This window comes from Streptomyces sp. NPDC002884, assembly GCF_040295245.1.
GTDB lineage: Bacteria > Actinomycetota > Actinomycetes > Streptomycetales > Streptomycetaceae > Streptomyces.
Window position 1 is genome coordinate 1 of sequence record NZ_JBEOVB010000017.1, and the last position, 20,699, is coordinate 20,699.

20 protein-coding genes, 1 tRNA gene and 1 pseudogene are annotated in these 20,699 nt (G+C 70.2%); 10 read left to right on the forward strand and 12 right to left on the reverse strand.

Annotated features, from left to right (window positions below; translation table 11 throughout):
• On the reverse strand, positions 1 to 955 hold a 955-nt coding region (locus ABT070_RS28600; protein WP_351764878.1), incomplete at its 3' end, for an IS256 family transposase.
• A 121-nt stretch (positions 956 to 1,076) separates the two neighbouring features.
• Between ABT070_RS28600 and ABT070_RS28605 the strand changes: the two are divergent.
• Positions 1,077 to 2,006 (forward strand): annotated as a pseudogene (locus ABT070_RS28605) (LacI family DNA-binding transcriptional regulator); the annotation flags it as partial.
• 122 nt (positions 2,007 to 2,128) lie between these two features.
• On the opposite strand, the gene ABT070_RS28610 reads toward ABT070_RS28605, so the two are convergent.
• The 3 genes from ABT070_RS28610 to ABT070_RS28620 form a co-directional block, all read right to left on the reverse strand.
• Positions 2,129 to 2,202 (reverse strand) — tRNA-Pro (locus ABT070_RS28610).
• A 42-nt stretch (positions 2,203 to 2,244) separates the two neighbouring features.
• The gene (locus ABT070_RS28615; RefSeq protein ID WP_351764758.1) at positions 2,245 to 3,030 is read right to left on the reverse strand and encodes a Pr6Pr family membrane protein; all 786 of its coding nucleotides are present in this window, start codon (positions 3,028 to 3,030) and stop codon (positions 2,245 to 2,247) included.
• A gap of 233 nt (positions 3,031 to 3,263) precedes the next feature.
• The gene (locus tag ABT070_RS28620; RefSeq protein WP_351764759.1) at positions 3,264 to 4,190 is read right to left on the reverse strand and encodes a metallophosphoesterase; all 927 of its coding nucleotides are present in this window, start codon (positions 4,188 to 4,190) and stop codon (positions 3,264 to 3,266) included.
• A 94-nt stretch (positions 4,191 to 4,284) separates the two neighbouring features.
• On the opposite strand from ABT070_RS28620, the gene ABT070_RS28625 reads away from it, so the two are divergent.
• Positions 4,285 to 4,749, forward strand: a complete 465-nt coding sequence (locus ABT070_RS28625; RefSeq protein WP_351764760.1) for a GatB/YqeY domain-containing protein — start codon at positions 4,285 to 4,287, stop codon at positions 4,747 to 4,749.
• A 422-nt stretch (positions 4,750 to 5,171) separates the two neighbouring features.
• Here ABT070_RS28625 and ABT070_RS28630 read toward each other — a convergent pair whose 3' ends face one another.
• Entirely contained in the window at positions 5,172 to 7,448 is a 2,277-nt protein-coding gene (locus ABT070_RS28630) for a transglycosylase domain-containing protein (protein WP_351764761.1), read from the reverse strand.
• A 407-nt stretch (positions 7,449 to 7,855) separates the two neighbouring features.
• Between ABT070_RS28630 and wblA the strand changes: the two genes are divergently transcribed.
• Positions 7,856 to 8,194: a transcriptional regulator WblA gene (gene wblA, locus ABT070_RS28635; RefSeq protein ID WP_020129278.1), complete on the forward strand. Its 339-nt coding sequence runs from the start codon at positions 7,856 to 7,858 to the stop codon at positions 8,192 to 8,194.
• Between the two features lie 14 nt (positions 8,195 to 8,208).
• On the opposite strand, the gene bagB is transcribed toward wblA, so the two are convergent.
• Both bagB and bagA read right to left on the reverse strand, forming a co-directional pair.
• Complete coding sequence (gene bagB, locus ABT070_RS28640) at positions 8,209 to 9,627, reverse strand: ATPase BagB (RefSeq protein ID WP_351764762.1); 1,419 nt, start codon at positions 9,625 to 9,627, stop codon at positions 8,209 to 8,211.
• Complete coding sequence (bagA, locus tag ABT070_RS28645; protein ID WP_351764763.1) at positions 9,624 to 10,601, reverse strand: ATPase BagA; 978 nt, start codon at positions 10,599 to 10,601, stop codon at positions 9,624 to 9,626. The genes bagB and bagA overlap by 4 nt, the downstream gene beginning before the upstream one ends.
• Before the next feature lie 120 nt (positions 10,602 to 10,721).
• Between bagA and sp36 the strand changes: the two genes are divergently transcribed.
• The 4 genes from sp36 (at position 10,722) to ABT070_RS28665 (ending at position 13,455) form a co-directional block, all read left to right on the forward strand.
• On the forward strand, positions 10,722 to 10,880 hold the full coding sequence (gene sp36, locus ABT070_RS28650; RefSeq protein ID WP_073492664.1) for a Sp36 family protein: 159 nt from the start codon (positions 10,722 to 10,724) through the stop codon (positions 10,878 to 10,880).
• Entirely contained in the window at positions 10,877 to 11,341 is a 465-nt protein-coding gene (locus ABT070_RS28655; RefSeq protein ID WP_351764764.1) for a RidA family protein, read from the forward strand. The genes sp36 and ABT070_RS28655 overlap by 4 nt, the downstream gene beginning before the upstream one ends.
• 199 nt (positions 11,342 to 11,540) lie before the next feature.
• The gene (locus ABT070_RS28660; RefSeq protein ID WP_351764765.1) at positions 11,541 to 12,446 is read left to right on the forward strand and encodes an NUDIX hydrolase; all 906 of its coding nucleotides are present in this window, start codon (positions 11,541 to 11,543) and stop codon (positions 12,444 to 12,446) included.
• A gap of 166 nt (positions 12,447 to 12,612) precedes the next feature.
• Positions 12,613 to 13,455 (forward strand): MBL fold metallo-hydrolase, encoded by an 843-nt coding sequence (locus ABT070_RS28665; RefSeq protein WP_351764766.1) that lies wholly within the window; start codon positions 12,613 to 12,615, stop codon positions 13,453 to 13,455.
• Here the strand turns inward: ABT070_RS28665 and ABT070_RS28670 are convergent.
• Complete coding sequence (locus ABT070_RS28670; protein WP_351764767.1) at positions 13,452 to 14,339, reverse strand: nucleotidyltransferase domain-containing protein; 888 nt, start codon at positions 14,337 to 14,339, stop codon at positions 13,452 to 13,454. The two genes, ABT070_RS28665 and ABT070_RS28670, sit on opposite strands and share 4 nt — an antisense overlap.
• A 294-nt stretch (positions 14,340 to 14,633) precedes the next feature.
• A complete protein-coding gene (locus tag ABT070_RS28675; protein WP_020129286.1) occupies positions 14,634 to 15,308 on the reverse strand; it encodes a Crp/Fnr family transcriptional regulator in 675 nt (224 codons plus the stop codon).
• Between the two features lie 273 nt (positions 15,309 to 15,581).
• Between ABT070_RS28675 and nth the strand changes: the two genes are divergently transcribed.
• The 3 genes from nth (at position 15,582) to ABT070_RS28690 (ending at position 18,846) form a co-directional block, all read left to right on the forward strand.
• A complete protein-coding gene (nth, locus tag ABT070_RS28680) occupies positions 15,582 to 16,532 on the forward strand; it encodes an endonuclease III (RefSeq protein ID WP_451101653.1) in 951 nt (316 codons plus the stop codon).
• A gap of 298 nt (positions 16,533 to 16,830) precedes the next feature.
• Complete coding sequence (locus ABT070_RS28685) at positions 16,831 to 17,526, forward strand: NUDIX hydrolase (protein ID WP_351764769.1); 696 nt, start codon at positions 16,831 to 16,833, stop codon at positions 17,524 to 17,526.
• A gap of 120 nt (positions 17,527 to 17,646) precedes the next feature.
• On the forward strand, positions 17,647 to 18,846 hold the full coding sequence (locus tag ABT070_RS28690; RefSeq protein ID WP_351764770.1) for a MarP family serine protease: 1,200 nt from the start codon (positions 17,647 to 17,649) through the stop codon (positions 18,844 to 18,846).
• Between the two features lie 84 nt (positions 18,847 to 18,930).
• Here the strand turns inward: ABT070_RS28690 and ABT070_RS28695 are convergent, their stop codons facing one another.
• The 3 genes from ABT070_RS28695 to ABT070_RS28705 all read right to left on the reverse strand — a co-directional run bounded on the left by ABT070_RS28695 (position 18,931) and on the right by ABT070_RS28705 (position 20,676).
• The gene (locus ABT070_RS28695; protein WP_351764771.1) at positions 18,931 to 19,113 is read right to left on the reverse strand and encodes a hypothetical protein; all 183 of its coding nucleotides are present in this window, start codon (positions 19,111 to 19,113) and stop codon (positions 18,931 to 18,933) included.
• Positions 19,114 to 19,240: 127 nt separating this feature from the next.
• The gene (locus ABT070_RS28700) at positions 19,241 to 20,191 is read right to left on the reverse strand and encodes an alpha/beta fold hydrolase (protein ID WP_351764772.1); all 951 of its coding nucleotides are present in this window, start codon (positions 20,189 to 20,191) and stop codon (positions 19,241 to 19,243) included.
• On the reverse strand, positions 20,188 to 20,676 hold the full coding sequence (locus ABT070_RS28705) for a phage holin family protein (RefSeq protein ID WP_351764773.1): 489 nt from the start codon (positions 20,674 to 20,676) through the stop codon (positions 20,188 to 20,190). The genes ABT070_RS28700 and ABT070_RS28705 overlap by 4 nt, the downstream gene beginning before the upstream one ends.
• Between the last annotated feature and the right edge of the window lie 23 nt (positions 20,677 to 20,699).

Below are 20,699 nucleotides of genomic sequence, written 5' to 3' on the forward strand. Positions count from 1 at the left end.
CCCAGGCGTCGGACCACAGCTTCACGATCGCCGGATACTTCCGGCCCCATGCCTCCTGGAACTCCAGGAAGCGTTCCGTGGCTGCGTCCTCGCCGAGTGCGGTGTAGACGGGCTTGAGGGCCTTGGCGACCTTGTCCCAGTCCTGACGGGCGGCGTATCGGAACGAGTTCCGCAGCAGATGCACGACACACGTCTGGACGATCGTGCGAGGCCAGACGGCTTCCACGGCTTCGGGCAGACCCTTGAGCCCGTCACAGACCAGCATCAGCACGTCGTCCAGGCCACGGTTCTTGAGCTCGGTGAACACGTGCAGCCAGTACTTTGCTCCCTCGCCGCCGTCGCCGGCCCAGATGCCGAGGATGTCGCGGGTGCCGTCCACGGTCACGGCCATCACCACGTAGATCGGACGGTTCGCGACCTTCCCGTCTCTGATCTTGACGTTGATCGCATCGACGAACAAAACGGGGTAAACGCGGTCGAGCGGCTGGTTCTGCCACTCGGTCATGCCCTCCATCACCTTGTCGGTGATGGTGGAGATGGTCTGCTTGGAGACCTCGGCCCCGTAGACCTCGGCCAGGTGGGCGGCGATCTCGCCGTGCGTGAGCCCCTTCGCGGACAACGACAGAACCATCTCGTCGACCCCGGTCAGCCGGCGCTGCCGCTTCTTGATGATCTGCGGTTCGAACGTGCCCGACACGTCACGCGGAACCTTGATCTCGACCGGTCCGACGTCGGTCAGCACGGTCTTGGCCCGGCCTCCGTTGCGGGAGTTGCCACTGCCCCGGCCGGCTGAGTCGTGCTTCTCGTAGCCGAGGTGATCAGCGATCTCACCTTCCAGGGCGGACTCCAGGACCCGCTTGGTCAGCTGCTGCAGCAGCCCGCCCTGCCCAGTCAGCTGCAGTCCCTCTGACCGGGCCCGCTCCACCAGCATCGCCACCAACTGCTCGTCTGGCATGGGCACGGGCGGCCCGGACAAGTCCTGCTTGACAGGCTCCACGGTCCCCAACTCCACGGCGATATCAGTCACTTGACGTCTCTCCCATGATCGTCGGATCCGCCGTTAGATTTACACTCCCTCCGGCCGCGACGACGAGTTTGTTGCCGGCATCGTCAAGGGCTACACCGGCATGCGCTGGGGCGAGATCGTGGGTCTTGAGCCCGAGTTCGTCCGACCGAAGAGCATCCGCGTGGAGTGGCAGCTCTACGAACTCGACACAGGCGAACTGCACCGCTGCCCGCCCAAGGACGACTCCTACCGCGACATCGACACGCCGGACTTCCTCGCCTCACTGCTGGCCGGCCACATCGCCCGGACGAGACCGAGGCCGTGCGAGTGCCACGGACTGGCCTACGTCTTCCGCGGCCATGGAACCGCCAACGGGTCTGTAAGCCGCCCCGGAGCGAAGCTAGTCGACGTTGCGCGCCGCTCTGGCGTATCGACCGGCACCGTCTCCAACGTCCTCAACCGCCCGGATGCTGTGGCGGAGCCGACCCGCCTGGAGGTGTTGAGAGCCATCAGTGATCTCGGGTACATCCGCAACGCAGCATCGGAGGAGTTGGCTGCTCACTGGCGGCGCTCCGGTTTCGCCACGTGGCTCTTTCGACCGGCCGCGACAGGGCGGTATCCCGGGCGAGGCAGTCAGGAAGAGCGGCCAGTGCCTGTGGTTGCCGAGCCGTGGCCTGGCATCCCGGCACGCGGGCGAGGAGCCTCCAAGCGGGCTGAGACGTGCTGGATGCCGATCGCCCCGGGGCTTACTCCGCACGGCTTGCGCCACACTCACAAGACCCTGATGAGGGAAGTGGGGACCCCGCCAAAGCTCATGGACGAACGCATGGGCCACGAGGACGGCTCCGTCCAGTCGCGCTATGACCACATCACGCCAGGCATGCGGCAGGCGCTCATGACCGCGCTCACCGGGATGTGGGAGGAAGCGCTGGACGCGCGCCGGACCATGAGTCTCGGCTCGCCCGTGACCGCTCTGGATGTGCTGCTGAAAGCTCGCTAGCAGCGCGCTGATCTGGAGACAGATTTCAAGATCTTCTCCAGGATTTCCCCAGAGAGCTCCTGGAGAACGAGGCAGGCCCGGTGCTGATTTCTCAGCACCGGGCCTGACCTGGTGTTTCACTGTCGGGGTGGCGGGATTTGAACCCACGACCTCTTCGTCCCGAACGAAGCGCGCTGCCAAGCTGCGCTACACCCCGATGTCGCTGCTTGTCCTGCTTGTCGCGGCGACGTCGTTTACTTTAGCCCACCGGTGGCCCGAGACGAAATCCGGTTTTGAGGCGGTGGCTGATCGGGTTCGGGCGGACGTGGTCGAGGGCCACGAGGAGGACCGCGAGGGCGTAGAAGGAGAGGCCGAGGAGGAGGGCGTTGGCGAGGGCGTGTCGGTAGCCGTGGGCCTCGACGTCGAAGAAGGGGTAGAGGTAGCGGCCCGGCCTGCCGACGGGGATCAGCTGGGCGCGGGTGAGGGAGAGCGCCAGGTAGGCCACGGGGTAGATCATCCAGGTGGCGGCCCGGCGCAGGCGGAGTCGGCCCGGGGGTGTCAGCAGCAGCCAGTCCAGGACGGCGGCTGTGGGTGTCACCGTGTGGATGAGGTGTCCGGCGACGAGGTGCCAGCCCGTGGGGGCGGTCGTCGTGCCGGTCACCGAGAAGGGGGTCGCCCCGTCTGCCAGGAGCAGGTGGTAGACCAGGCCGGTGATCGTGACGTAGAGCAGTGCGGCGCCCGTCAGGGCACCGGGGAGGGGCCGGCGGGCCGTCCATGCGCGGCGGGCGGACAACAGCGCGACCAGGGCCAGCAGGATGTTGCTCTGGATCGCGAAGTGGCTCAGGACCCGCACGGGGCTGCCGAGCAGCAGGGCGAGCGTCACGCCCGCGGCCGCCGTTCCGGCCAGCAGCAGACGCAGGACGGCGGCGAGTGGACGGCGTAAGGGGGTCACCACCGCCGAGGCGGGGACGGAGGAGAGCAGTAGCGCGTGGGTCCGCGGGATCGCGGGCAGATCCGGGATGTCCCTGGGTATCGGCGCGGTCATACCCTCACGCTAGGCAAGCGTGACAAAAGGGGCGATACGGGAGGGCCGTTCGGGGGAGTCGCCGGCACCTTTCCCGGGCTGTCTCCGCCTCGCCTCGCCCCTGCTGCTATCCCCGGCTCCGTCCCGCGTTCACCCTTCCCCTCCCCCTCCGCCTCACGGCCTCTCCCTCTTCCTCACGCCCTCCGCTTCACGCCTTCTGTCTTGACCTTCCCCACCTCTTCGGGCTTCTCGCCCTACTCCTTCTCGACCAACGTCAGCAACGTCACCTCCGGCGGGCACGCGAACCGCACCGGCGTGTAGCGGCCCGTTCCGCATCCCGCCGACACGTGCAGGTAGGACGTGTGTCCCTCCGCCGTGTGCGTCGACAGGCCCTTCACCCGCTCCGTGTCCAGGTCGCAGTTGGTGACCAGGGCGCCGTAGAAGGGGATGCAGAGCTGGCCGCCGTGGGTGTGGCCGGCCAGGATCAGGGGGTAGCCGTCCGCCGTGTAGGCGTCCAGGGCGCGCAGGTACGGCGCGTGCACCACGCCCATCGAGAAGTCGGACGACGCCGACGGGCCGCCGGCGACCCGCGCGTACCGGTCGCGCTTGATGTGCGGGTCGTCCAGGCCGGTCAGCTCGATCGACGCGCCCTCGACCTTCAGCACGCCCCGGGTGTTCGTCAGGTTCAGCCAGCCCGCGGTGTCGAAGCCGTCACGCAGGTCCTCCCACGGGTTGTGGACCACGTCGACGGCGGGCGCGTTGCCGTTCAGGCCGTGGCGTCCCTGGGCCTTCTCGAAGAGATAGCGGGCGGGGTTGCGCAGCGTCGGGCCGTAGTAGTCGTTCGAGCCGAAGACGTACGCGCCCGGGAACTCCATCAGCGGGCCGAGGGCGTCCAGGACCTCGGGCACACCGTCCGGGTCGGACAGGTTGTCGCCGGTGTTGATCACGAAGTCGGGGCGCAGACCGGCCAGGGAACGCAGCCAGCGCTGCTTCTTGCGCTGGCCGCCGACCATGTGGATGTCGGAGACCTGCAACACGCGCAGGGGGCGCATCCCGGCGGGGAGGACGGGCACCGTCACCCGTCGTAGGCGGAAGGAGCGGGCTTCGAAGCCCGCCGAGTACACCAGACCGGCGGCGCCGGCCGCCGCAATGGACAGAGGTACTGCGTATCGCGCGCGCATACGTCCATCGTGTCAGACGCCGCCAACCGCCTTTGCCCTGCCGCCCCTTAAATCGGCGGGCGTGCGGCCACCGACACCTGCGACAATCAAACCCATGACCACGCTCAAGTCGAAGCTTCAGGAAGACCTCAACGCCGCGATCAAGGGGCGCGACGAGCTCCGCTCCTCGACGCTCCGGCTCACGCTCACCGCGATCACCAAGGAGGAGGTCGCGGGCAAGGAGAAGCGCGAGCTCTCCGACGACGAGGTCCTCAAGGTGATCACCAAGGAGGCGAAGAAGCGCCGTGAGGCCGCGGACGCCTTCGCACAGGGTGGCCGGACCGAGTCGGCCGAGCGGGAGAAGGCGGAGGGCGAGCTGCTCGCCACGTACCTGCCCAAGCAGCTCGGCGAAGAGGAGCTGAACGACATCGTCGCCCAGGCCGTCGCGGAGGCGAAGGCGGACGGTGCCGAGGGGCCGCGGGCGATGGGCGCCGTCATGAAGATCGTGAACCCGAAGGTGGCCGGACTGGCCGAGGGCGGCCGCGTCGCCGCGGTCGTCAAGAAGCTGCTCGCGGGCTGACCCCGGCCACACGACGGCCACACGACGGCCACACGACGGCCATACGACGGCCATACGGGGTCATACGACGGCCACGGACCTCCGCGGAGGATCGCCTTCCGCCGAGCATCAGCCGCCGCGGAGCATCAGCCGCCGCCGAGCGCCACCGGTCTCACCGAGCGCCACCGGCCTCGCACGAGACCGGCCCGCACGACGACCGGCCCGGCCCCCGGCCCGGCCGCGCACGACGCACTGCCCCGCACGATGCACCGCCCCGCACGACGAACGGCCCCCGCCTCTCCGTACGAGAAGAATTCCCGTACGAGAAGCAGGGGCCGTTCGCTGTGTTCCTGGCCGGGTGGCCCGGCTGGTCGGCGGGTCAGCTGGTCGGCTGGTTGGTCGGCCGGGAGACCGGCCGACCTGGCGACCGTCGTCGACCGGTCTCAGCCGCGCCCGCCGCCGTTGCCGTTTCCGTTGCTCTGGCCCTGGAAGAAGGTGCCTCCGTCGGTGCCGCCGGTCGAGTTGCCGCCGTTCGTCGTGCCGTTGGTGAGCAGCCCGGTGAGGAAGCCGTCGTCCTCGTCGCCGGCGGTGTCGCCGTTGTTGTCCCCGTTGTCGTCGTCGTCCTCGTCGCCGCGGTCCTTGTCGGGCGGGTTCGGGATGTTGACGAGGTTGAAGGGCGGGGCTTCCTTGCCCTCGAGCGCTCCGGTCATGGCGTCGCGCCAGATCGGGCCCGGGGTGTCACCGCCGTAGACCTGGGAGTGGTAGACGCCACCGATGGTGATGTTGGTCATCTCGACCTTCTGGGTGGCGCTGCCCACCCAGACGGCGCCCGCGAGGTTCGGGGTGTAGCCGACGAACCAGGCGTTCTTGCGGGAGTCCGTCGTACCCGTCTTACCGGCGTTGGCGCGGCCGGACAGACCGGCCTGCTTGCCGGTACCGGAGTCGGTCACACCGCTCAGCAGCGTGTTGACGGTGTCCGCGGTCTTCTCGCTCATCGCGCGCGAGCAGGTCGACTTCGGCACCTCCAGCGACTTCTTCGTGCCGCCCACGGTCTGGGTGATCGACTCGATCGCGACCGGGGTGCAGTACATGCCCCGGCTGGCGAAGGCCGCGTACGCGGTCGCCATCGTCAGGGGGGAGAGGCCGGTGGAGCCGAGGGTCATCGACGAGGGCACCTCGGGGACCTTGTCGCCGTTGCCCTGGACCACGCCCAGCTTGTCGGTCATCTTCACCACGGGGCACATGCCGATGTCGGCGAGCATCTGCACGAAGTAGGTGTTGACCGACAGCTCCATGGCCTTCTTCAGCTGGTACGGGCCCTTCTCGGACTCGCTCTCGTTCTCCAGCTTGTCGTTGCCCTGGTTGGTCCACGGCTTGCTGCTGCACGTCTGGACCGTGTCCGGGTACGGCATCTCGTAGGGCGCCGGGTAGCTCTGGTTCGCCGGGCGGCCCTCCTCCAGCGCGGCCGCGGCCACGAACGGCTTGAAGGTCGAGCCGGTCGGGAAGCCGTAGTTGGAGCCGCCCATGGAGGCGTTGACGGAGTAGTTGTACTCGGTCTCGTTCTTGCCGTAGCCGTACGGCTTCGACTGGCCCATGCCGAGGATCTTGCCGGTGCCGGGCTCGACGAGCGTGGCGGCCGCGGCGACCTTGTCCGACTTGTAGACGTGGTCCTTGAGCGAGTCCTGCACGGACTTCTGGGACTGCGGTTCGAGCGTCGTCCGGATCGTCAGGCCGCCCTGGTTCCAGAGCTTCGCCCGCACTTCCTTGGTCTTGCCGAAGACGGGGTCGCTGAGGAAGACGCGCTCCACGTACTTGCAGAAGAAGCTGGCGCCCTTCACGGCGGTGATGCAGCCGTTCTTCGGCTGCTTGACCTTCAGGCCCAGCGGGGACTTCTGCGCCTTGGCGGCCTCCGCCTCGGTGATGTCGCCGACCTCGGCCATGCGCTTCAGCACGACGTTACGGCGGTTGGTGGCCGTGACGTCGTCCTTGACCGGGTCGTAGAGGGACGGGGACTGGACGATGCCGGCCAGCATCGCCGCCTGGGGGAGGGTGAGGTCCTTGGCGTGCGTGGAGAAGTAGCGCTGCGCGGCCGCCTCGACGCCGTAGGCCTGCTCACCGAAGAACGTGATGTTCAGGTAGTTCTCGAGGATCTTCTTCTTGCCGAGCTCCTCCTCCACCTGGATCGCGTACTTCAGCTCCTTGATCTTGCGGCCGATGGTCTGCTGGGTGGCCTGCGCGACCTTCGTCGGGTCGTCGCCTGCCTCCTCCACGAAGACGTTCTTCACGTACTGCTGGGTGAGCGTCGAGGCGCCCTGGGAGACCCCGCTGCTCTGCACGTTCTTGTTGAGGGCGCGCAGGACGCCCTTCAGGTCGATCGCCCCGTGCTCGTAGAAGCGCGAGTCCTCGATCGCGACGATCGCCTTCTGCATGTACGGCGAGATGCTCTTGAGGTCGACCACGGTGCGGTCCCGCGAGTAGACCGTGGCGATCTGGCCGCCGTCGGCGTCGAGGATCGTGGTGCGCTGGCTCAGCGGGGGCGTCTTGAGGTTGGCCGGGAGTTCGTCGAACGACTCCACCGACCCCTTGGCGGCGAGGCCCAGCGCGCCGAAGGCGGGCAGGGCGATACCGGCCAGCACGGCTCCCGCGAGCACACTGACACCGAGGAACTTGGCGGCCTGCTGCGTTGGCGACAGACCACCGCCCGAGCGCTTCTTTGGCATGAGGGCAGCCTACGTTCTCATTCGCCGGACACGCGTCAATGCCTTGGCCTAAGCTGCTCTCAACTGTCACAGCAGCAGGGCTACGTATCAATACGTCCGGCGACCCCGAATCGTTCCGGATGTTCCCCGGTTTTTTTGGTGGGGACGTGTCCGAATCCGCCTTGTGTGTCACCCGGCGTCCGTTGTGACTCAACTGAACTGTCCCGGTTGCCGGGAAAGTCGCATATGTCGCGGGCTCACTCCCCCGGGTGATCTGCCGCTTACGCATAGTCCGTTCGGGCCATTCAAGATTGGGCCCGAAGGGGGTGTTGCGCTGTGCCCACCTTCCGTAACGTCCTCAACTGGCGGCGGTGAATATGCCGCTGCCGCCGTGGGGGAGCCTCGATTCGGGAGAGGACGGCGCCGGTATGGGCTGGGTAACCGACTGGAGTGCGCAGGCCGCCTGCCGCACTACCGATCCGGATGAACTGTTCGTTCAGGGAGCAGCGCAGAACAGGGCCAAGGCGGTGTGCACCGGATGTCCGGTACGCACCGAATGCCTGGCCGACGCGCTCGACAACCGCGTCGAGTTCGGCGTGTGGGGAGGCATGACCGAGCGCGAGCGCCGCGCACTGCTGCGCAGGCGTCCGACCGTGACCTCCTGGCGCCGTCTCCTGGAGACGGCGCGTTCGGAGTACGAGCGTGGGGCCGGCATCCTGCCGCTCGACGACGACGAGATCTACGAGAACTACGCGGCGGTGGGCTGAGGAGAACCCTCGGCTCAGGCGTCGGCAGCCTCGGGCAGCTCCGGCCGGTTGGCCGCGAGCCGGTTCCCGATGTCCCGCAGTCCCGTGAGGTCATGCACATCGCCGGGCAGCGCGGCCACTTCGGACACCGCCACCTCGGGGTGCAGTGCGGTGAAGCGGTCACGCGTGCGCTGCTCGCGGGAGAGCAGGTGCATCCGTTCCGCATGCAGCCTCAACAGGCCTGCGGTGAGGTCGTCCACGGTCCGGTCCGCGTCCGCGTCGATGTTCGTGTCGGTGCTCGCTGTCCGGTCCGTGTCGGTGGCCGTGGGCCGGTTCGCGCCGGTGGGGGCGTCGCGCTCCGGATCGGTTGCGGGAGATTCTGAACTGCCGTACGTGTCGGGAGAGTTACGAAGACCAGCTTTCCCGCCGTCCTGATCCACAATGCGGGACTCTTCAAGATTTTCCGCGGCGCGGGCATGGACGAGGTCGAGGTTCTCCGCAGCGGCGAGCGCCCGCTCGGCGGACAGCTGGGCGGCGCCGCTGCCGTGCACGCGGTTCAGCACCAGGCCGGCCAACGGCATGTCCTCGGCGGCCAGCCGCTCCACGAAGTACGCGGCCTCCCGCAGCGCGTCCCGCTCGGGAGCCGCCACCACCAGGAACGCCGTGCCGGGCGCCTGGAGCAGCTTGTACGTGGCGTCCGCGCGCGTACGGAAGCCGCCGAACATCGAATCCATCGCCGCGACGAAGGTCTGTACGTCCTTCAGCAGCTGCCCGCCGAGCAGCTTGCCGAGCGCGCCGGTCATCATCGACATCCCGACGTTCAGGAACTTCATCCCCGCGCGGCCGCCGACCTTGGCGGGCGCGAGCAGGACGCGGATCAGCTTGCCGTCCAGGAACGACCCGAGCCGCTTCGGTGCGTCGAGGAAGTCCAGCGCCGAGCGGGACGGCGGTGTGTCGACGATGATCAGGTCCCACTCGTCCCGCGCGCGCAGCTGCCCCAGCTTCTCCATCGCCATGTACTCCTGCGTGCCCGCGAAGCCCGCCGAGAGCGACTGGTAGAACGGGTTGCCCAGGATCGCGGCCGCCCGGTCGCCGTCCGCGTGCGCCTCGACGATCTCGTCGAAGGTGCGCTTCATGTCGAGCATCATGGCGTGCAGTTCGCCGTCCCCGTCGACGCCTTTGACGCGGCGCGGGGTGTTGTCCAGCGAGTCGATGCCCATGGACTGGGCGAGCCGGCGGGCCGGGTCGATGGTGAGGACCACCACCTTGCGGCCCCGCTCGGCCGCCCTGAGCCCCAGTGCCGCCGCCGTGGTCGTCTTGCCGACGCCGCCGGAGCCGCAGCACACCACGATGCGGGTCGCCGGGTCGTCGAGCAGCGGATCGAGGTCCAGCACGGGCGCCGGGGAGAGACGGCGCTGGGTGCTTCCCTGGTCGTGAGTCTGGTCCGGACTCATGCGATCCCCTGCTTCCGCAGTTCGTTGGCGAGCTGGTACAGGCCCGCGAGGTCCATGCCCTCGGCGAGCAACGGCAGTTCGTGCAAAGGCAGATCGAGCTCGCCGAGGACCGCGCGCTGCTCGTGCTCCAGCGCGTACCGCTCGGCGTACTCCTCGGCCTGCTGAAGGAGCGGATCCACCAGCCGCTCGGCATGGCCCCCGCGCCGCGCCCCGCCGAGCCCGGCGGCGGACAACGACCGGGCGACAGAAGAACGAGTCACGGTGCGTACGAGTTCCAGCCCGTCCTCGTCCAGTACCTCGGGCCGCACCATGTTGACGATGACCCGCCCCACCGGCAGCTTGGCCGCCCGCAGCTCGGCGATTCCGTCGGCCGTCTCCTGGACGGGCATCTCCTCGAGCAGCGTCACCAGGTGCACGGCCGTCTCCGAGGACTTCAGCACCCGCATCACGGCCTGTGCCTGATTGTGTATCGGGCCGATCCTGGCGAGCCCGGCGACCTCGTCGTTGACGTTCAGGAAGCGGGTGACGCGTCCCGTGGGCGGGGCGTCCATGACGACGTAGTCGTACACGAACCGCCCGTTCTTGTCCTTGCGCCGTACCGCCTCGCACGCCTTGCCGGTGAGGAGCACGTCCCTCAGGCCGGGCGCGATGGTGGTGGCGAAGTCGATGGCGCCGAGCTTCTTCAGGGCCCGTCCGGCGCCTCCCAGTTTGTAGAACATCTGGAGGTAGTCCAGAAGGGCCAGTTCGGGATCGATGGCCAGTGCGTACACCTCACCGCCCCCCGAGGCGACGGCGATCTTGCGTTCCTCATAGGGCAACGCCTGTGTCTCGAAGAGCTGTGCGATGCCCTGCCGACCCTCCACCTCGACGAGAAGCGTCCGCTTCCCTGCCGTGGCGAGGGCCAGCGCGAGGGCCGCGGCGACCGTCGTCTTGCCGGTCCCGCCCTTTCCGCTGACGACCTGGAGCCTGCTCACGTCTTCGAGCGTAACCATTCGGCGCCCGAGGCAATCGGGAGGCTGTGGACAAGAGGGGTCGATATCGGCCACATGGCCTGGGGAACGGGCCCTCGCGCGACAGCGGATACAGTCGGCCCCATGACCAAGTGGGAATACGCAACCGTGCCGCTGCTCGTCCACGCAACGAAGCAGATTCTGGACACCTGGGGCGAGGACGGCTGGGAGCTCGTCCAGGTCGTGCCCGGGCCGAACAACCCGGAGCAGCTCGTCGCCTACCTGAAGCGGGAGAGGGCGTGAGCGCGGTCGAGGCGAGGCTCGCCGAGCTGGGGCTGACCCTGCCGGCGGTCGTGCCGCCCCTCGCGGCCTACCAGCCGGCCGTGCAGTCCGGCCCGTACGTGTACACGGCCGGCCAGCTGCCCATGGTGGACGGCAAACTGCCGATCACCGGCAAGGTCGGCGCCGAGGTCACTCCCGAGGAGGCCAAGGAGCTGGCCCGCACCTGCGCGCTGAACGCCCTGGCCGCCGTCAAGTCGGTCGCGGGCGATCTGGACCGCATCGCGCGCGTGGTGAAGGTCGTCGGCTTTGTGGCGTCGGCCTCGGACTTCACCGGCCAGCCCGCAGTCCTCAACGGCGCGAGCGAGCTGCTGGGCGAGGTCCTCGGTGACAAGGGCGTGCACGCGCGCAGCGCGGTGGGCGTCGCGGTGCTGCCGCTGGACGCGCCCGTGGAGGTCGAGATCCAGGTGGAACTCGTCCCGTAGGCGGTCTCCGCCCCCGCAGGCGCCTTCGCCCTGTAGGCGCCCTGCGGACGCCCCTGCGGACGACCTTGCGGATGCCCTCCGGACGCCTTTCCCGGGTGCCGGGCCGGCGTCCCCGAGGTGCCCCGCGGGCGCCCCGCGGACCCGCTCCCACCTCGGGGGCCTCTCGAACATTCGCGCACCACGGGATAGCCTCGCGCCCATGGCGAATGGGCAGTGGTTCCCCCAGGACTGGCCGGAACGCATCCGCGCGCTCGCGGACGGCACCCTCATTCCGGTCGTCCCGAAGCGCGCGGCCACCGTCATGCTCCTGAAGGACACCGACGGCGGCCCTGTCGTCCACATGCTGCGCAGACGCGCCTCCATGGCCTTCGCCGGGGGCGCGTACGCCTATCCCGGCGGTGGCGTCGACCCACGCGACGACGACCTCCACGTCCGCTGGGCGGGCCCCACGCGCGCGTGGTGGGCCGCGCGGCTCGGCGTCGACGAGACGGCGGCCCAGGCGATCGTCTGCGCGGCCGTACGGGAGACCTACGAGGAGGCCGGCGTCCTGCTCGCGGGCCCGACGCCCGACTCCGTCGTCGGTGACACCACGGGCGCCGACTGGGAGGCCGACCGGGCCGCGGTGGCCGCCCGCGAGCTGTCCTTCGCCGAGTTCCTCGACCGCCGCGGTCTGGTCCTGCGTTCCGACCTCCTCGGCGCCTGGACGCGTTGGATCACCCCGGAGTTCGAGTCCCGTCGCTACGACACCTGGTTCTTCGTGGCCGCGCTCCCCGAGGGCCAGCGCACCCGCAACGCCTCCACCGAGGCCGACCGCACGGTGTGGATCCGTCCGGCGGACGCGGCGGCCTCGTACGACAAGGGCGAGCTGCTGATGATGCCGCCCACCATCGCGACCCTGCGCCGGCTCGTCCCGTACGGCACGGCGGCCGAGGCGCTCGCCGCGGCTCCCGACCTCGACCTGACGCCCGTCCTGGCAAAGGCCCGGCTGGAGGAGGACCAGGTCGTGCTGTCGTGGCCGGGACACGACGAGTTCACCAAGCACATCCCGATCGAGGCGACCGGCGTGACCGGCGCGCCTGACGCGGCGCGCGGGGGCCCCGCATGACGGACATCCGTGGACGGACACGCGCGGGCGGACTTCGAAGCCGGCCGCGCGGCGGAGGGCGGCTCCGCTCCGGGTCCTTCGCGCCCCCTGTGGCACCTCGATGCGCCGTGCGGTCCGTCGGCCGCCGAGGTGACGTTCCGCCCAGCCCTATGGAAGGCCCCTTCGCATGACCGACGCAGCCGCTCTCCCCGGCCAGCCGCGAGGCGGAGTCCTCTCCGGCCCGGCCACCCCGCGCGCGGTCAACGTCCTCGCGCCGAACGCGTCCGCGATGACCCTGGACGGCACGAACACCTGGATCGTCTCCGAGCCCGATTCCGACCTGGCGGTCGTGATCGACCCGGGCCCGCTGGACGAAGGGCATCTGCGCGCGGTCGTCGACACGGCCGAGCGGGCCGGCAAGCGCGTCGCCCTGACCCTGCTGACGCACGGCCACCCCGACCACGCCGAGGGCGCCGTCCGCTTCGCGGGCCTGACCGGCACGAAGGTGCGGGCCCTGGACCCGGCGCTGCGGCTCGGCGAGGAGGGCCTGGCCGCCGGGAACGTGATCACGGTGGGCGGGCTGGAACTGCGGGTCGTCCCGACGCCCGGCCACACCGCCGACTCCCTCTGCTTCCACCTCCCGGCCGACCGGGCCGTGCTGACCGGCGACACGGTCCTCGGCCGTGGCACGACCGTCGTCGCGCATCCCGACGGCCGCCTGGGCGACTACCTGGACTCCCTGCGGCGGCTCAGGTCCCTCACGGTCGACGACGGCGTCCACACCGTCCTGCCGGGCCACGGACCGGTCCTGGAGGACGCACAGGGCGTCGTGGAGTTCTACCTCGCCCATCGCGCACACCGCCTCGCCCAGGTCGAGACGGCCGTGGAGGACGGCTACCGCACCCCCGCCGAGGTCGTCGCCCATGTGTACGGGGACGTCGACCGCTCCCTGTGGCCGGCGGCGGAGCTGTCCGTGCGGGCGCAGCTGGAGTACCTGAAGGAGCACGGGCTCATCCAGGGTTCGGTCTAGGGCTCCTGCGGCCTGTCGGTCTTCACGCCGTGCACGCGCGCGTACTCCTCGGCGAGCCAGGGGCCGAGATCGTCGACGTAGGACGACAGGACGGCACGGTCGCCGCTCGGCTCGTATCCGAGGACGGCCGCCGCCCGTAGCTGCTCCGCGCGCTGCGGGTAGTAGGCGCCGAAGGCCTCCGCCATCTCGTGCAGGTCGCTCGTCCAGCCGTTCCAGCGGGGCATGACGAGCGTGAACGCGGTGCGTACGAGGCGACGGGACATGAACCGGACGAGGGGCCGCCGGGCCTCCTCGGAGTCGTCCGCCGAGGCTATGCGACCGCGCCAGCGCGGCAGGAGCAGGGCGAGGTCGCCGTTGGTCTCGCGCGCGAGCAGGGAGTCCGGGCGGTAGCGGGGGAGGCGCCCGGCGAGGTCCTCGCCGAGCAGCGGCGTGCACAGGCACGCCAGGAACCACCCCAGGTCGTGCCTCTCCAGGTCGCTCAGCACGCGCGCGTGGCCGACCAGCAGAGTGCCGCCGCCGTCGATCTGCGGGAACTCCTCGTCGAGGGCCTCGTCGAGCGCACGGCCGTCGGCCCGGTCCGCGTCGGTCGGCTCCTCGCGCAGGACCACCAGGAGGTCCAGATCGCTGCGGCCCACGCGCGCGGTGCCGCGCGGAATCGACCCGTAGAGGTACGCGCTGTGCAGCCGGGCTCCGAAGACGCCCGGGATCCGGTCCCGAGCCGCCTCGACGACGGGCCGGAAAGCATCCGACACGCGCGCGAGGGAGCCTTCGCGGGCGATGTGTCCTCCGGAGTCGAGACCTCGGGAGGCAACAGTTCGGGAGGCAAGGGCTCGGGAGTCGAGACCTCGGGAGTCGAGACCTTGGGAGGGAAGCGCTTCTGCCATGGGGCCACTGTGCTGCCCCGAGAGCGGTCCGGCGGACCATTTTCGGGCGCAGGGCGCAGGGCGCAGGGCGCAGGGCGCAGGGCGCAGGGCGCAGGGCGCAGGGCGCGGCACGCAGGGGCGCGGGCGGGCAGAACAGCCCGTCCGGCGTTGACTACGGGGTCCGTCAGGACCGACGGCGGGGGCCTGGGGGCGGTGGCCCCCAGGGACGGTCACACCGACCGACGTCCCCCTCGGGCTGCAGCCGGCAGTCGCCGGCCGGTGGACAGCGGTCGGCCGGCAGACAGCGGTCGGCGGCTAGCGCGACCGCTTGGCCAGGCGCTCCACGTCCAGCAGGATGACCGCCCGTGCCTCCAGGCGCAGCCACCCGCGCTGGGCGAAGTCCGCCAGCGCCTTGTTCACGGTCTCGCGCGACGCGCCGACGAGCTGGGCCAGCTCCTCCTGCGTCAGGTCGTGGACGACGTGGATGCCCTCTTCGGACTGCACGCCGAAGCGGCGCGAGAGGTCCAGCAGGGCGCGGGCCACGCGGCCGGGGACGTCCGAGAAGACCAGGTCGGACATGGCGTCGTTGGTCTTGCGCAGGCGCCGGGCGACGGCGCGCAGCAGCGCGGTGGCCACCTCGGGCCGGGCGTTCAGCCAGGGCTGGAGGTCGCCGTGACCGAGGCCGAGGAGCTTGACCTCGGTGAGGGCGGTGGCCGTCGCCGTGCGCGGGCCCGGGTCGAAGAGCGACAGCTCTCCGATGAGCTCGCTGGGACCCACCACCGCGAGCATGTTCTCCCGGCCGTCCGGGGATGTGCGGTGAAGCTTGACCTTGCCTTCGGTGACGACATAGAGCCGGTCGCCCGGGTCGCCCTCGTGGAAGAGGGAGTCGCCACGGGCCAGGGTCACCTCGCTCATGGAGGCGCGCAGTTCCGCGGCCTGCTCGTCGTCGAGTGCCGCGAAGAGCGGGTTGCGCCGCAGAACGTCGTCCACGAGTTTCTCCTTGTCGACCTGCTCAGGGGATCTTGCTCCCCCGCTACCAGGGGACCGTGTTCCCCGTTTTGCTGGACGGTCCAAACAGTGTGATCTGTCACAAGGATGCCGCACACGTGTCCCGAGGTAAGCGGCAGGGGTCCAATTGGGGGCCGATCTTCAGGGTCCGGGGCGGATGTCGGTGCCGGGCTTTAGGCTGGCCGAGTGTCCAAATCGCCGGTGAGAGCACAGGCCAAGGGGGCTGGGCGGGTGGTTGTACGTCGCGTTTCCGCTGTGGGCGAACAGGACTCCGGCGGTGGTAGCAAAACGGCAAAGGTGACAAACGAGATGCCTGCGAAGAAAGCGGCCGACAGCGGGAAAGCGGCCGTCGAGAAGGCCGCGGCCGGGCGCGGTGCGGCCAAGGAACCCGCGGCCAAGGAACCCGTGCGCAAGGGTGCGGCCGCCAGGAAGCCGGAGTCCCGCACCGCGCTGGTCCGCCGTGCCCGCCGCATCAACCGCGAGCTCGCCGAGATCTACCCCTATGCCCACCCCGAGCTGGACTTCGAGAACCCCTTCCAGCTGGTGGTCGCCACGGTCCTGTCCGCCCAGACCACCGACCTCCGGGTGAACCAGACGACCCCCGCCCTCTTCGCCAAGTACCCCACCCCCGAGGATCTGGCCGCCGCCGACCCGGAGGAGGTCGAGGAGATCCTCCGCCCCACCGGCTTCTTCCGGGCCAAGACCAAGTCGGTGATGGGTCTCTCCAAGGCCCTCGTGGAGGAGTTCGGCGGGGAGGTCCCCGGCCGGCTCGAGGACCTGGTCAAACTGCCCGGCGTCGGCCGCAAGACCGCCTTCGTGGTGCTGGGGAACGCGTTCGGCCGGCCCGGGATCACCGTGGACACGCACTTCCAGCGGCTCGTACGGCGCTGGCGGTGGACCGAGGCGACCGAGCCCGACAAGATCGAGGCAGCCGTAGGCGGGCTCTTCCCCAAGAGCGACTGGACGATGCTCTCGCACCACGTGATCTTCCACGGCCGCCGTATCTGCCACGCCCGCAAGCCGGCCTGCGGCGCCTGCCCCATCGCCCCGCTCTGCCCGGCGTACGGCGAGGGCGAGACGGACCCGGAGAAGGCGAAGAAGCTCCTGAAGTACGAGAAGGGCGGCTTCCCCGGGCAGCGCCTGAACCCGCCCCAGTCCTATCTGGACGCGGGCGGCAGGCCGGCCCCGCCGCTGGGGGCCGGATGACGCCAGGGCTGACGGCGGCCCGGGCCGAACGGGCGGTCCGGGCCGAGGCAGGACGGGCGGCCGACGCGGGACGCACGGCCGGCGGACGCACGGCCGCGGGACGCACGGCCGGCGCGGGGCAGCCCGCCGTACGTATATCCGCGACCCGTACGACACGTGCGGCGTCACGTGCGACCCGCACGACACGCGAGACCCGCATGCGAACGACCCGCAGGACACGCACGATCGGGGGACGTCCCGCGGAACGATCTGTCGGTTCCCGGGCGTTGGACAGGGCAGAACGGGGGGTGGTGTGGCGATGACACGCGCGAGCAACACGCAGGGCGGTGCGGTGACACTCAGCAAGGAGGGCCTGCCCGCCTGGCTGGACCCCGTGGTGCACGCCGTGGAGACGGTCCAGCCGCTCCAGCTCAGCCGCTTCCTGCCGCCGGAGAACGGCGCGGGGCGCCAGTCGGCCGTCCTGATCCTCTTCGGCGAGGGCGAGCGCGGCCCCGAGCTGCTGCTCATGGAGCGCGCCAGCTCCCTGCGCTCCCACGCCGGCCAGCCCTCCTTCCCGGGCGGCGCCCTCGACCCGCAGGACGGCGACCCGCACGGTGACGGTCCGCTGCGGGCCGCCCTGCGCGAGGCCGAGGAGGAGACCGGGCTCGACCCGGCCGGCGTCCAGCTCTTCGGCGTGCTGCCCAAGCTGTACATCCCGGTCAGCGGCTTCGTCGTCACCCCGGTACTGGGCTGGTGGCGCGAGCCGAGCCCGGTCGGCGTCGTCGATCCCGCGGAGACGGCGCGCGTCTTCACCGTTCCCGTGGCGGATCTCACGGATGCGGAGAACCGCGCCATGACCGTGCACCCCAGTGGTCACCGCGGCCCGGCATTTCTGGTCGAATCCGCCCTTGTATGGGGCTTCACGGCCGGTGTGATCGACCGCTTGCTGCACTTCGCGGGCTGGGAGCACCCCTGGGACCGCGAGAAGCAGGTCCCGCTCGACTGGCGGTCATGACAGGGTGTCCACCGAGCTGTGTCCGCCCGGGGGAAGCTGTGTCCCCTCGTCGCTTCGCGGCGGGCCGGACACCCGGCCGACCTGTGGTGACCGCGAAAAGATGAGGCGAGGCGCGAAGCGGTGAACGTGCTGGACATCCTGTTGTTGGTCGCGGCCGTCTGGTTCGCTGTCGTCGGCTACCGCCAGGGCTTCGTCGTCGGCATCCTGTCGGTGATCGGTTTCCTGGGGGGCGGCCTCGTCGCCGTCTACCTGCTGCCCGTGATCTGGGACGCGCTGACCGACAACTCCGAGGTGAGCACCACGGCCGCCGTCGTCGCGGTCATCGTCGTGATCGTCTGCGCCTCGATCGGCCAGGCCCTCACCACCCACCTCGGCAACAAGCTGCGCCGGTACATCACCTGGTCCCCGGCCCGCGCCCTGGACGCGACCGGCGGCGCGCTGGTCAACGTCGTGGCGATGCTGCTGGTGGCCTGGCTGATCGGCTCCGCCCTCGCCGGCACCACCCTGCCCACGCTGGGCAAGGAGGTCCGTAGCTCCAAGGTGCTGCACGGTGTGTCCGACGCGCTGCCCGACCAGGCCGACACCTGGTTCGCCGACTTCTCCTCCGTCCTCGCGCAGAACGGCTTCCCGCAGGTCTTCAGCCCGTTCTCCAACGAGCCGATCACCGACGTCCAGCCGCCCGACCCGGCCCTGGCGAACAGTGCGGTGGCCAAGCGCGCGCAGCGCTCCATCGTCAAGGTCATGGGTACCGCGGAGAGCTGCGGCAAGGTCCTGGAGGGCACCGGGTTCGTCTTCGGCGAGCGTCGCGTCATGACCAACGCCCATGTCGTGGGCGGCGTCGACGAACCCACCGTCCAGATAGGCGGCGAGGGCCGCAAGTACGACGCCACGGTCGTCCTGTACGACTGGAAGCGCGACATCGCCGTCCTGGACGTGCCGGATCTCGACGCGCCCGTGCTGGAGTTCACCACCAAGGACGCGGTGAGCAGCGACGACGCGATCATCGCCGGGTTCCCGGAGAACGGGTCGTACGACGTCCGTGCCGCGCGTGTGCGTGGCCGCATCACGGCCAACGGCCCCGACATCTACCACCGCACCACCGTGCGCCGCGACGTGTACTCGCTGTTCACGACGGTCCGTCAGGGGAACTCCGGAGGCCCGCTGCTCACCACCGACGGCAAGGTGTACGGCGTGGTCTTCGCGAAGTCCCTCGACGACGCCGAAACCGGCTACGCCCTCACCGCGGACGAGATCGAGCAGGACATCACGCAGGGGCGTACCGCGGGCCAGCAGGTGGACAGCGACAGCTGCGCCCTTTGAGAAGCCCCGCGGAGATCCGGAAGATCCCTCTGAGGGGTCCGCAGAGGGGCCCCGCCAAGGGCCCCTCGGAGATCCTTCGCCGGGTCAGCCTCGAGGGTGACGCAGGCGGACCGAGACCCATCGGGCCCGGCGGCGCAGGATGCGCGGAATGCCCACTCGGAGGTCGGAGCCCGGCAGTTGCGGGTCGGCACCTCGTCGGTGGAGGCTCAGGCCACTGGCCGAGCGGCGGTTGCGTGCTGCATCACTGTAGTCGTGCGTCCAGCCCATACACCGACGTCTGCCCCTGCCCCAAGGTCGATAACCGCGCTCGGAGCGGCCAATTGGCCTATGCGCCGGGCATTTGGCTGTTCGTCGCACAGACGTTCAGGACCGGGTGCCGGGCGCGACGGCGCGATCACCGATCGGGCTCGGGATCCTTCAGCCAGTTGACCAGTTCGGTGGAGAAGGCGACCGGGTCCTCCTCGTGCGGGAAGTGGCCGAGTCCGTCGAACAGCCGCCAGCGGTACGGCGCTTCGACGTACTCCCCGGAACCGGCCGCGCTGCGGGTGCGCATCACCGGATCGAGGGAACCGTGCAGATGCAGCGTGGGCACGCGCACGGGCCGCTTCATGCGCCGGTAGAACTGGACGCCGTCCGGCCGGCCCATCGAGCGCACCAGCCACCGGTACGGCTCGACGGCGCAGTGCGCGGTGGAAGGGATGCACATGGCGCGCTGGTAGACCTCCACCGCCTCGTCCTCCGGCAGCCGCGGCCCGGACCAGTCCCGGATCAGCCGGCCCACCAGTTCGCCGTCGTCGGCGACGAGCTGCCGCTCGGGGATCCACGGCCGCTGGAACCCCCAGATGTGGGAGCTCGCGGTCGTCTGCCGGACGTCGGCGAGCATCGCCGAGCGCCAGCGCCGGGGATGCGGCATCGAGGCGACGACGAGCCTCCGGACGAGCTTGGGGCGCATCACGGCCGCCGTCCACGCCAGGTAGCCGCCCAGGTCGTGGCCGACCAGCGCGGCGTCCGGCTCGCCCAGGGAGCGGATCACACCGGTGATGTCGAGGGCGAGGTTGGCCGGGTCGTAGCCGCGCGGCGTACGGTCGCTGCCGCCCACGCCCCGCAGGTCCATCGCGACGGCGCGGAAGCCCGCGTCGGCCAGCGCGACCAGCTGGTGCCGCCACGTCCACCAGAACTGCGGGAAACCGTGGACGAGCATGACCAGCGGACCGTCGCCGACCTCGGCGATGTGGAAGCGGGCACCGTTCGCGGCGACCTCGCGATGGGTGACCTGCACGCCGCAGACGGCGTCCGGCCGTACGACCGAAGCGGGCTGGGCCGGAGGAGTGGCGGGGTCCGTCATGACGACGAGCGTGCCACAGCCTCGATGGCCTCCGGGACCCGGTCCTGCGGGAGCTCGGGCCGCGGGTGCGGCTTGGCGTTCTGGAGGACGCCCGCCGACTCCTTCATGGACGCGGCGACCTTCTGCGGGCCCTTGCCCTTCTGCGCCTTCTTCGCGAAGACCACGCCGATCAGGGCGAGGACGAGCGCGACGAGCACGTTCGCCGCGAAGGAGAGCAGGAAGCAGATCGCGAGATTCCAGTCGCTCCAGGTCCGGATGCCGTACGCCAGAGCGAAGTTGAGCATCGGAAGGGAGAACACCAGGACCGCCCCGGCCACCGAGAACGCCCCACCGCTCATCGCTCCGCGCTTGACGTCCTGCTTCAGCTGCGCCTTCGCCAGCGCGATCTCGTCGTGCACCAGCGCCGACAATTCGGTCGTCGCCGAGGCGAACAGCTGGCCGATGCTGCGTTCGGCACCGACCGGGCTGCCGTCGGGTGCGCTCATCGCGTTCTCCCTCTTCCTTCTGC